Raw genomic sequence first — 12,225 nt, 5'->3', positions numbered from 1 at the left:
GCGAACAAGCGTTGAAGCATGTAAGTGAAATTATTATAAATTATGCCATTATAAATGAAAATTAGGAGCGTGGATTACATGATCGCAATTACATCCAACAAAACTTCAGATGAGCGTATTCAGGAAATCGTACAATTTATTCAAAGCAAAGGCGTTCAAGCGCATGTTTCCAAGGGCGAGGATCGTACGGTCATCGGTATCATTGGTCAAGCGGATCCGAAATTAGCCGAACAGCTTCGCCAAATGTCTGGCGTTGAGCAAGTTGTGAAGATCTCGAAATCTTACAAGCTGGCTAGCCGTGATTTCCATCCTGCTGATACGGTTATTTCTATTAAAGGCGTTGATATTGGCGGCGAGCAGCTTGTGGTTATGGGTGGTCCTTGTGCGGTTGAAACACCAGAGCAAATCGATGAGATTGCTCGCTTGGTGAAAGCAGCTGGCGGACAGGTGCTGCGCGGCGGTGCTTTTAAGCCTAGAACAGGTCCTTACAGCTTCCAAGGTGTCGGCGTTGAAGGTTTGATCATGATGGCGGAAGCGGGTAAAAAGCACGGTCTTCTTACGATTACAGAAGTTATGACGCCGGAGTACGTTGATGTATGCGCACAGTACGCGGACATTCTTCAAGTCGGAACGCGTAACATGCAAAACTTTGATCTCCTTCGTAAATTAGGAACGATTCAAACGCCTGTCCTGCTCAAACGTGGATTTAGCTCTACGTATGATGAATTTTTGAATGCAGCGGAATACATTCTTGCTGGCGGCAATCCGAACGTTATGCTTTGTGAGCGCGGAATCCGTACATTCGAGACCTACACACGCAATACGTTAGATTTATCGGCAATTCCTGTGCTTAAACAGCTGAGCCACTTGCCAGTGATCTCTGATCCAAGTCATGGCACAGGCCGCAGAGAGCTTGTCGTTCCAATGACGAAGGCATCAGTCGCTGCTGGGGCAGACGGTTTGATCATCGAAATGCATACAGATCCAGACAATTCCATGACAGGCGACGGCGTACAGTCCTTGTTCCCAGACCAATTTGCTCATTTGCTGTCTGACCTTGAGAAGCTTGCTCCATTGCTTGGTAAGAAATTTGATACGAAAAAAGAAGCCATCTTGGCGTAATATACGGTTTTAATAGGAAAAGGTCTCTCTAGAAATGGAGACACCTTTTTCCTGTTTCTGGATATATGGCAATTGTGAATAAAGAGTGTAAGAATAGCTTACACTCCTTTAAAAAATACCTGACATAAGTATTGACTGTGCCAACGGAATCGCTATATAATATGTGAAAGAAAACAAGCAAAAGTTGAACATTAATCATGCAAAGTACGTTGAATGTACGGAAATGGGAGGGTTTTTTAAATGTCAGTTCAAAATGTGTTGAACCTTATCAAGGAAAAAAATATTGAGTGGGTAGATTTTCGTTTCGTTGGTCTTTCCGGTAAAGCGCAGCATATCTCTTTGCCAGCAACAGAAGTTGATGAAGAAACATTCGTGAATGGCGTAGCTTTTGACGGTTCATCCATCCCAGGATTCCGTGGTATTGAACAATCTGACATGGTAATGATGCCAGATACAGAAACTGCTTATGTTGATCCTTTCACTGCACACCCAACTCTAGTAATTATGAGCAACATCCATACACCTGAAGGCGACCGTTATGACCGTGATCCACGTAGCATCGCTCAAAAGGCTGAAGAATATTTGCAAACAACTGGTGTTGGTACAACTGCATACTTCGCTCCTGAATCCGAATTCTTCATTTTTGATGATGTTCGTTACGAAAATGGTATGAACAAATCATACTTCGAAGTTGATTCCGAAGAAGCTGGTTGGAACACAGGCCGTAAAGAAGAAGGCGGCAACCTTGCTTATAAAGTTCCAGTTAAAGGCGGTTACGTTCCAGTAGCTCCTATCGATTCCCAACAAGATATCCGTTCTGAAATGTGTAATAAACTTGCTGATGCAGGTCTTCGCATCGAGCGTCATCACCACGAAGTAGCAACAGCTGGTCAAGCTGAAATCAACTTCCGTTTTGACACTTTGACTAAAACTGCTGATAACCTTCTTAAATACAAATATATCGTTGCTAACACAGCTAGAGAATATGGTAAAGTTGCAACTTTCATGCCGAAACCACTATTTGGTGACAACGGTAGCGGTATGCACGTTCATATGTCCATCTTCAACGAAGGTAACCCTTTGTTCTACGAAAAAGGCGCATATGCTAACCTTTCCGAAATGGCTATCAACTATATCGGTGGTATCCTGTATCACGCTCCAGCGTTGATCGCGATCACGAACCCAAGTACAAACTCCTTCAAACGTCTAGTTCCTGGTTACGAAGCTCCGGTAAACCTTGTATTCTCCAAAGGTAACCGTTCCGCAGCAGTTCGTATTCCAATCGCAGCTGTGACACCTAAAGGTTGCCGTATTGAGTTCCGTACACCAGATAGCACAGCTAACCCATACCTTGCTTTCGCAGCAATGTTGATGGCTGGTCTTGACGGTATCAAAAAGAAAATCGATCCACGTGCTCTTGGATACGGTCCTTTCGATACTAACATCTATGAAATGTCAGATGCTGAGAAAGCTGAAATCCGCAGCGTTCCTGGTACATTGGAAGAAGCTTTGGATGCACTTGCAGCTGATTCCGACTTCTTGCTTGAAGGCGGCGTATTCACACAAGATTTCATCGATAACTACATCGACTTGAAACGTGGCGAAGCGAAACAAGTTGCAATCCGTATTCACCCACACGAGTACAACCTTTACTTCGATTGCTAATCTTTAGCACTTATTCGAAATATTCATAGGAACTGCTCCTTTCATAGTGATCTATGAAGGGGGCAGTTTTTTTAATATATTGTTCGGTACACAGGTGGCAAAAATGCAAATGAGCATCTTTTCAGGGGGGATTCACTTCAACGTTTTAAATAAATGCAAAAAGGCATCTTTTGGGGTCGAAAATGTCTAAACAGAGCTGAAGATGCAGAAATTGATGCCTTTTCGCATCAATTTTAGCTGAAATCATGTTTTCAATAGAGAAAAGTTGCACTTTTACATTTCTCAACTGATGGAGAGGTAGCTGGTGGTTAGAAATGCCTCGATAGGGCTTTACTTATATAATTAGAATTAGGAAGGATGAAAATAATGAAAATTACAATTGTAGCAGGTAGCAATCACGGAGCTGCCACAAGTACACGACTTGCTGCATATATTCAGCATTTGGCGACGCAGGAACACCATAAAGTAACGTTGTTCGATTTATACAAGACGCCGCTGCCATTCTATTCACCTGAAGATGAAGGTGACAATAACGAATCGCTTGTGGCGTTTAAACAAGCGATGCTGTCTGCTGATGCGATTGTATTGGCAACGCCAGAGTATCACAGCGGAATGTCAGGCGTTTTGAAAAATGCGCTTGATCATGTTGGTAAGGATCATTTCAATAACAAGGCTGTTTTGTCCGTTAGCTCATCTGGCGGGGCGGTTGCTGTCAGTTCGCTGACACAGATGCAGACGACAGTCCGCAATTTACATGGCATTAACTGCCCGGAATGGATTTCAATTGGCGGTGATCAACGCAAAAGCTTCCGCGGAGATGTTAGCTTCGAGGACATTCACCCTGATGTAGATAAGCGTGTTCGACGCGTAGTGGCGTCCTTTGTACAGCTTGCTGCACAGCTTAAGAAATAAATGGAAGTGTAACCGCCGCAGCAGCATAAGGGCATGCCTTGCTAAACCAAGTCAACATGACTTGGTTTTTTCTCATTCTACACACTTTTGACACATTTATATGGTACAGTATGGAAAAAAACGGGCGGAGGGAGTTCATGGGCTTTCAGTGGACGGACAAGGAAGTGGTTCATCTTTTAGGGCGCGCAGGATTCGGTTCAACGAGAGAAGAAGTTGCGGCATGCTTATCGCTAGGACGTGATGAAACGGTTCGACGTTTAGTAAGCGGAGAACCTTTGATGGATAAAGCTCCGAAGTTAGTTTCGTTTGATCAATTTCAAGCAGACGGAAAGAAAGCTTTGGACCCAACTTTACTAGTGAATCAACAGATGTTTTGGCTATATCGGATGGTAAACACACCTGCGCCGCTTATTGAGAAGATGACGTTATTTTGGCATGGGCATTTTGCGACGGCGAATTACAAGGTCAAGGATGCGGAGCTTATGGTACGGCAAAATGAACTCTTTCGAAAATATGCCCTAGGCAATTTTAAACAACTGCTAATCGAAATCGGCAAGGATCCTGCCATGATGATCTGGCTGGATGTGAATCAGAACAAAAAGGGCAAGCCCAATGAGAATTATGCCCGAGAGGTAATGGAGCTATTTACTCTGGGCATCGGTCACTATACCGAGATGGATGTGCAGGAGTCAGCGCGGGCATTCACAGGCTGGTCTTATAATAAAAATGAACATAAAGTCAACTACAATGCCAAACAGCACGATAACGATCCCAAAACATTCCTAGGGGAAAGTGGCAAACTGGACGCTGACGATGTGATTGATATTTTATTTCATCAAAAAGCATTGCCAACTTTTTTGGCTGAGAAGCTGTTGCAGTATTTTGCGACCGAGACGCCATCGGACAGCTGGGTTCAGACCTTAGCAGCGCTCATCGCGCAGAAGTCCACAGTGGGAGAGGTGCTGCAGGAGCTTTTCCTATCCGATGAGTTCTACTCAGAGAATCATAGGATGGCATTGGTTAAAACGCCGGCTGATTATGTAGCGGGTATTCTGAAGTGCTGCAAGCTCACTGTCGCCAAGGGGCATGCGCAAGCGATGCGGAAGATGGGGCAGGAACTATTCGTCCCTCCAGATGTTGCAGGCTGGCGAGGGGGCGCCTCTTGGCTCACAACGAACTGTTTGTTGGCAAGGTATCAATTTGCTGAGAGCATTGCGAAACAAATAAATGGACAACGGTTAGTCTCACCAGAGTTCAAGCCCGATCAAACCGAGTCTTCAACAGCATGGGTGAAGTACTACGCACAGCTCATAGGAATCACTGAGTTGTCTGAGCAAACACAGATGAGTTTGAGCGCCTATGCAGACGACACCATCGTACATACCAATCAGTCGAAACAGAAAACGACAGGCCTGCGCGGCTTATTGCAGCTCGTCTTCATTAGTCCTGAAGCTCAGATGAAATAGGAGGGAATTGTGTGAAATTAACGAGAAGAGACTTTCTGATCAAAGGTACGGCGTTTTTCGCAACCCTTGGGCTTGGCGGAGCACTTTTCACAGAGACGGGTAAATCACTATGGTCCGGAGCCTCAGCATCAGACGACGTTGAAGACCCGGTGTTGGTGGTTGTGCAATTAAACGGCGGCAATGACGGTATTAATACATTGATCCCTTATGGACAGGGTATTTATTATGATTCGCGGCCCTCACTTGCTTACCAGCAGAAGGAAATACTGGCACTTGATCAGCATGTTGGCTTGCATCCAAGTCTCATAGGCTTGGCAGCGTTGTATAAGTTAGGCAAAATGGCTATCATACAAGGAGTTGGATATCCAGAGCCTAATCGTTCTCACTTTCGTTCCATGGAGATTTGGCAAACGGCAGAGCCTGCCAAGATGAGCCGCAGCGGCTGGCTGGCCAGATACGCGGAATCTTCCTTACAAAGCAGTGCAAATCCGCTAAAAGCGATTCAAATTGGCGGTTCAAGCAGCAAAGCGTTCGCTTCGGACCGATCCAGCTTCCCAGTGATTCAATCGCTGGAGTCCTATCATGTATTTGACCCGAAGACGGCCTTAATGGACAAGAATAGAATGACCAAAGCTTTCTTAGATATGTACGGCGGATCCCAGCGTCTAGAACAGCTGCGAGTTGCCGCGACAAGAGGCTCAGATGCGTACAAAAGCGTTGAAGCGATCCAATCACTAGCCGCGACGTATACGCAGAAAATTGAGTATCCGAATACGAATTTTGCTAGGGATTTGCAGCTTGTGACGAAGCTGTTGGCAGGAAAGTCGGGTACGCGGCTCTTCCAAGTCGAAGTTGGCGGATTTGATGATCATGCCGATGAGAAGCTGCAGCATGCTCAAATGCTGACGCAAGTGGATGAAGGCCTGACGGCGTTCTATCAGGATTTGCAGGCTCAGGGGCTGCAGGATCGTGTAGCGATCATGGTGTTCTCTGAGTTTGGCCGCCGTGCGAAGGAGAATGGAAGCGGAGGAACTGACCACGGAACAGCGGCACCGATGTTCGTCATTGGCGGAAAGGTGAAGGGTGGATTGTATGGAAGCTACCCAAGCTTAAGTAATTTGGACAACGGTGATCTGAAGTATGAAGTGGATTTCCGTTCCGTATATAGCACGATCATTGATTCGTGGTTAAAAGGTGACACAACAACTGTTCTAGGCAAGACATACGAAAATTTAAAGTTTATTTAAAAGGAAGAGGTGCGCTGGTGGAACTGGCGGCGATTTCAGATCATATTAGGGAGGATTTGCAAATTCTCTTCGTTGGCTATAACCCTAGTATCCGCTCCGGGGAAACGGGACATCATTATGCGAATCCGAGCAATCGATTTTACCGCATATTATTTCAAGCGGGAATAACACCTCGGCTCTATAAGCCTCAGGAAGACGGAGACATGCTTCAAATCGGCTACGGCTTTACGAATATTGTGTCACGACCTTCGTTGACAGCCGCGGAAATTACGCCAGAAGAGTACCGTGAGGGCAGACTTATTTTAAAAAAGAAAATAGAGAATTACCGGCCTAAGGTTGTTTGTTTCGTGGGAAAAGGCGTTTACGAACAATATAGCGGCCGCAGAGGCATTGTCTGGGGGGAACAACCGAGCCCGATGGTAGACGGTGTCATTGATTATGTATGCCCGTCTTCCAGTGGACTTGTTCGGATGAAGCTGGAGGAAATGGTTGCCATTTACAGTGGTATTGTGGCTGCGCTTGCATAGCTTGTTTGAGGTTTTACTTGATGCTTGAACAGAATATTGCTATCATAGCCATAATACAAAAGCAAAGGTGTGGTCACTCATGGGAAACAGGGCCTATAACTTTAACGCAGGGCCTGCGGCGTTACCGCTCGAAGTACTTCAAAGAGCGCAAGAGGAGTTTGTTGATTTTAAAGGTATTGGCATGTCCATCATGGAAATTTCTCACCGAAGTAGCGAATATGAGCAAGTACATAATGAAACACAGGAATTGTTGAAGCGAATTTTTGGTATTCCTGCTGGCTACCAAATTCTTTTCTTGCAAGGTGGGGCAAGCTCCCAGTTTGCTATGATTCCTATGAATTTCTTGAAAGCCGGTAAAGTGGGTAGTTACGTTCTTACTGGTGCTTGGGCTGAGAAAGCTGTTCAAGAGGCTGCGCTATTTGGCGAAGTGGCACTTGCGGCAAGCTCGAAGGAACAGAAATTCATGAAAATTCCTGCTCTAAGTGAAATTAACCTAGATCCGAATTCAGCTTACCTGCACATCACATCGAATGAAACAATCGAAGGCGCGCAGTTCCAAAGCTATCCAGATACAGGCAACATCCCTTTGATCGGTGATATGTCCAGTGATATTCTTAGCCGTCCTGTGGATGTGTCGAAATTCAGCATGATCTATGCGGGTGCACAGAAGAATCTTGGACCGTCTGGTGTGACGGTTGCCATTATTAAAGATGATATGCTGCAGGATCTGCCTAAAACGATTCCGACCATGATGCGCTATGAAACGCATAGCAAAAACAATTCCCTCTACAACACGCCACCGGCTTATTCGATTTACATGGTGAATTTGGTGTTGAAATGGATTGAAGAGCAAGGCGGATTAGCGGTTATTGAGAAGAATAATGTAGAAAAATCAGGTCTTATCTATAGCGCTATCGACAGCAGCAATGGTTTCTACCGCGGACCAGTTGAGCTAGGCAGCCGTTCCACAATGAATATTACATTCCGCTTGCAGGATGAAGAGCTGGAGAAGAAGTTCATTAAAGAAACCGAGCAGCAAGGCTTTGTTGGGTTGAAAGGTCACCGTAGCGTTGGCGGTTTACGTGCATCCACGTATAACGCTGTACCTTACGCTTCATGTAAAGCACTTGCTGATTTCATGACGGATTTCCAACAACGCAACAGCTAGTAGATGATAAAAAGCTATTCATGGCACCTCGTGTGCGCGTGAATAGCTTTTTTTGCGTTGGAGGCATGAGTTATCGATCCTAGTGTTTGGATGCCTGTAGAGGGTCTCTGAGAGGTTCTGGAGGTGGTTATTAATGGTGGTTTTGAATCTATATCTAGTAGGGGATTAACGTCCTAGTCATTTCGACATATCCGAAAAAATCAAGTGATTTTTGAAAATATTTTTTCTAAACCCAGCGAGCCACGCCACGTCTAGGATTAGCTGTTTTCGGGGAGTTTTTGTGGTGTCAATAGGTCGTTTTGCTCGTTGACAAACACAATATATTGATATAAATTTGAATCTATCAACTAGATGTCGTGATAAAAAGCGCATTGCGAGATTGCTAGACGGAGGCTGAAATACCGCCGAAAATCAAGCAAAACCGCAGGTTTTAAGCCTTTTTTGACCGCTAACGGCGCAGTTAAGGAAATGCAGATTCTGTCGAATACGGTTAGTCTACACCCTAGTATGACAGACGATAGAATTAGACTATTCACTACATATAGGTTACCCACTAGAGATGACACAAGAGAGAGAATTGAGATGATAGGAGACGGAAGCTATGTTGATTGCTTACGATTCGAAGACTGGAAATGTTCGCCGTTTTATTGCGAAACTCCAAATGCCCGCGGTTCAAATTGAGGAAGCTATGACGATGGACGAGCCATTCGTTCTAGTCACGTATACAACTGGATTTGGTCAAATTCCTCCAAAGGTAGCTTCGTTCCTAGAAAGTAATTCTTCTCAACTTCAAGGCGTTGCAGCTAGCGGTAACCGCAACTGGGGAGACGGCTTCGCCAAAAGCGCAGATACGATCTCAGCGCTTTATGATGTTCCCGTTTTAACCAAATTTGAATTATCAGGCACCAAAAATGACGTAGAACGATTTGTTCAGGGGGTACAAGCAATTGCGGCACATTGAACTTAATAATGAATTAATGCAACGCGGTACGGATGGTTTTTTTCAATTAGAGAAGGATAAAGAAGCTGTTGAAGTATTCATGAAGGAAGTTCACAGCCGAAGCCTCGCATTCCCCGATACCTCTTCGAAGGTTCGATACATGATCGATAATAACTTCTACGAAAACGTTTATGACAAATACACCGAAGATGAAGTAAACAGCGTGTATCAAGTGGCACATGACAATCAATTCAAGTTCGCATCATATATGGCAGCTTCGAAATTTTATACAGATTATGCTTTACGCAGTGATGATAAGACGTTATACCTCGAGCATTTCCCAGATCGCGTAGCGATCGTAGCTTTATACTTAGGACGCGGAAACGCGGAAACAGCGCGAGTGCTGGCCCTGTCTATGATGGAGCAACGCTTGCAGCCAGCAACACCTACATTCCTGAACGCAGGCAAGAGTCGTCGAGGCGAAATGGTATCCTGCTTCTTATTGGAAATGGACGATTCCTTAAATTCCATCAACTATGTACTCGCAACGTGCATGCAGCTTTCCAAAATTGGCGGCGGAGTAGCTGTGAATTTATCTAAGCTTCGCGGGCGCGGTGAAACGATTAAAGGCGTTGAGGGCGCAGCCAAAGGAATTATCCCTGTTCTTAAGCTGATGGAGGATGCATTCTCCTACGCGGATCAAATGGGGCAACGCAAAGGTTCAGGCGCGGCGTATTACAACATTTTTGGCTGGGACGTATTGGAATTCCTGGATAGCAAGAAAATTAACGCGGATGAGAAATCCCGTTTGAAAACTCTCTCCATCGGACTTATTGTACCGAATAAGTTTTATAAGCTGGCAGAGGAGAATAAGCCTCTACATATTTTTGCACCTTACACCGTTCTTCAAGCCTATGGCAAGCATCTAGATGATCTTGATTTGGATGAAATGTATGATGAGCTTTTAGCGAATCCTAAAGTGAAAAAGAAAGCAATCATGAATGCACGTGATATGCTGACCAAAATTGCGACTACTCAACTGGAATCCGGTTATCCATATATGATGAATCGTACAAATGCGAATAAGGATCATGCCCTGAAGGGGATCGGGACGATTAAGATGTCCAATCTTTGTACGGAAATTTTCCAACTGCAGGAAACATCAGAAATTAATGATTACGGTCAAGAAGATACGATTCTACGCGATATCAGCTGTAATCTAGCTTCTATGAACATTGCCAATGTGATGGATCGTAAAAAGCTGCGCGAAACCGTTCACGAAGGCATGATTGCCCTAACTTCGGTGAGTGATATGACGACGATTCACAATGCGCCAGGTGTTGCTAAAGCGAACCGTGAGCTGCATTCTGTCGGTCTTGGCGTTATGAACTTGCACGGCTATTTGTCCAAGAACAAAATTGCTTATGAGAGTGCTGAAGCGAAGGATTTCGTTCGTACGTTCTTCGCAGCGATGAATTTCTATTCCATCGAGAAAAGTATGGAGATTGCCAAAGAATCCGGTCAAACTTTCGAAGGCTTTGAGCTGTCCGAGTATGCGAATGGGAACTATTTTACCCGTTATACGGAAATCGATTACCGCCCGCTGTCGGACAAGGTGAAAGCATTATTCGAAGGTATGCCGATTCCGTCACCAGACGACTGGAAAGCGTTGCAAGGTGACGTTCAGAAGCACGGTCTTTACCATGCGTACCGTTTGGCTGTAGCGCCGACGCAAAGCATCTCGTACATTCAGAATTCAACATCAAGCGTTATGCCAATTGTTGAACCGATTGAGACACGTACGTATGCCAACTCAACAACGTATTATCCGATGCCATTCATGGCGCGCGACAATTTCTTCTACTATAAATCGGCGTATCAAATGGATCAATTCAAGATACTTGACCTCATTTCGGAGATTCAAACGCATGTGGATCAAGGGATCTCGACGATTTTACACGTAAACAGTGATGTTTCAACAAGACAACTTGCTAGATTATACCTGTATGCGGCACACAAAGGACTTAAATCGCTCTACTACACACGAACCAATCAGCTATCCGTTGAGGAATGTGTAAGCTGCTCGGTATAATTAGGAAGGGGATTATCATTCATGACAAGTGCACCAACCATCAATAAGCCGATCGTCAAAAAAGCGGTGAACTGGAACCGCCCTGATGATGATTTTACAATAACGTTCTGGAATCAAAATATTATGCAATTCTGGACAGATGAAGAGATTCCACTGTCTGATGATAAAATGTCCTGGATTACCTTGAGCGGACAAGAGCGCGAGCTCTATATGAAGGTGCTTGGCGGCCTGACGCTGCTAGATACGATGCAAGGCGGCATCGGAATGCCGAAAATTCTTGAGCATGTCGATGGACTTCAGCGCAAAGCGGTGCTTAGCTTCATGGGAATGATGGAGCAGATTCATGCGAAGTCGTATAGCTCGATTTTTACAACACTGTCTACGACAGAAGAGATTAATGAGCTATTCCAATGGGTGGAGCGCAATCCACACTTGCAGTTTAAGGCGAACAAGATTTCACATTACTATGAGAATATTGAAACGACCAAAGATCTGTATCTCGCGATGGCTTCATCTGTTTTGTTGGAAAGCTACTTGTTCTATAGCGGATTCTACTATCCGTTGTATCTTGCTGGGCAAGGTAAAATGACGAGCAGCGGCGAAATCATTGATTTGATTCTACGCGATGAGAGCATCCACGGGTTGTACATTGGCGTGTTAGCACAAGAGGTTTACGCAGAGCTTAGCCCGTTCGAGCAGGATGAGGCGTATGCGAAGCTGTGTGCCCTGTTAAAGGAGCTTCATGCGAATGAAGAAGGCTACACAGACAGTCTGTACGGACCGCTAGGTCTAGCAGACGAAGTGAAAGCATTCCTTCGCTATAACGCGAATAAAGCGTTTATGAACTTGGGTGTTGAACCGATGTTCCCGGAAGAGGACATCAACCCGATTGTACTGAACGGACTGAGCACGAAGACGAAGCAGCATGACTTTTTCTCCAAAAAAGGAAACGGTTATGTGCGCACGATCCATGTCGAGGCTTTGACGGATGACGATTTTGTATTTTAATTTTAAGTTGTGAAACATAGAAATGAAGAAATGAACCACTCGGCGGCTGCTGGGTGGTTTGTTTGTGTTTTATTCAGT

Annotated in this window: 10 protein-coding genes; all 10 read left to right on the top strand. The window is 44.9% G+C overall.

What is annotated here, in order from left to right; all coding sequences use genetic code 11:
- The first annotated feature begins 78 nt into the window (after positions 1 to 78).
- The 10 genes from aroF (at position 79) to nrdF (ending at position 12,147) form a co-directional block, all read left to right on the top strand.
- Positions 79 to 1,122: a 3-deoxy-7-phosphoheptulonate synthase gene (gene aroF / locus AC58UX_RS09670; RefSeq protein ID WP_497251835.1), complete on the top strand. Its 1,044-nt coding sequence runs from the start codon at positions 79 to 81 to the stop codon at positions 1,120 to 1,122.
- 240 nt (positions 1,123 to 1,362) lie between these two features.
- Positions 1,363 to 2,787 carry a type I glutamate--ammonia ligase gene (gene glnA, locus AC58UX_RS09665; protein ID WP_497251833.1) on the top strand — a complete coding sequence of 475 codons (1,425 nt, stop codon included), beginning with the start codon at positions 1,363 to 1,365 and terminating at the stop codon, positions 2,785 to 2,787.
- Positions 2,788 to 3,153: 366 nt separating this feature from the next.
- Entirely contained in the window at positions 3,154 to 3,699 is a 546-nt protein-coding gene (locus tag AC58UX_RS09660; protein ID WP_497251831.1) for an NADPH-dependent FMN reductase, read from the top strand.
- Between the two features lie 137 nt (positions 3,700 to 3,836).
- On the top strand, positions 3,837 to 5,165 hold the full coding sequence (locus tag AC58UX_RS09655; RefSeq protein WP_497251829.1) for a DUF1800 domain-containing protein: 1,329 nt from the start codon (positions 3,837 to 3,839) through the stop codon (positions 5,163 to 5,165).
- An 11-nt stretch (positions 5,166 to 5,176) separates the two neighbouring features.
- The gene (locus tag AC58UX_RS09650; RefSeq protein ID WP_497251827.1) at positions 5,177 to 6,412 is read left to right on the top strand and encodes a DUF1501 domain-containing protein; all 1,236 of its coding nucleotides are present in this window, start codon (positions 5,177 to 5,179) and stop codon (positions 6,410 to 6,412) included.
- A 23-nt stretch (positions 6,413 to 6,435) separates the two neighbouring features.
- Positions 6,436 to 6,939 carry a mismatch-specific DNA-glycosylase gene (locus tag AC58UX_RS09645; protein ID WP_497252149.1) on the top strand — a complete coding sequence of 168 codons (504 nt, stop codon included), beginning with the start codon at positions 6,436 to 6,438 and terminating at the stop codon, positions 6,937 to 6,939.
- A 79-nt stretch (positions 6,940 to 7,018) separates the two neighbouring features.
- Positions 7,019 to 8,107: a 3-phosphoserine/phosphohydroxythreonine transaminase gene (gene serC / locus AC58UX_RS09640; RefSeq protein WP_497251825.1), complete on the top strand. Its 1,089-nt coding sequence runs from the start codon at positions 7,019 to 7,021 to the stop codon at positions 8,105 to 8,107.
- Between the two features lie 601 nt (positions 8,108 to 8,708).
- Complete coding sequence (gene nrdI / locus AC58UX_RS09635) at positions 8,709 to 9,068, top strand: class Ib ribonucleoside-diphosphate reductase assembly flavoprotein NrdI (protein ID WP_497251823.1); 360 nt, start codon at positions 8,709 to 8,711, stop codon at positions 9,066 to 9,068.
- Positions 9,055 to 11,139 (top strand): class 1b ribonucleoside-diphosphate reductase subunit alpha, encoded by a 2,085-nt coding sequence (gene nrdE, locus AC58UX_RS09630; RefSeq protein ID WP_497251821.1) that lies wholly within the window; start codon positions 9,055 to 9,057, stop codon positions 11,137 to 11,139. The genes nrdI and nrdE overlap by 14 nt, the downstream gene beginning before the upstream one ends.
- Before the next feature lie 21 nt (positions 11,140 to 11,160).
- A complete protein-coding gene (gene nrdF / locus AC58UX_RS09625) occupies positions 11,161 to 12,147 on the top strand; it encodes a class 1b ribonucleoside-diphosphate reductase subunit beta (RefSeq protein WP_497251819.1) in 987 nt (328 codons plus the stop codon).
- Positions 12,148 to 12,225 lie beyond the last annotated feature (78 nt).

It is taken from the genome of Paenibacillus sp. J22P90 (genome assembly GCF_059692195.1).
The sequence above is the reverse complement of the archived record's forward strand: the minus strand, read 5'-3'. Positions and strand labels throughout refer to the sequence as shown.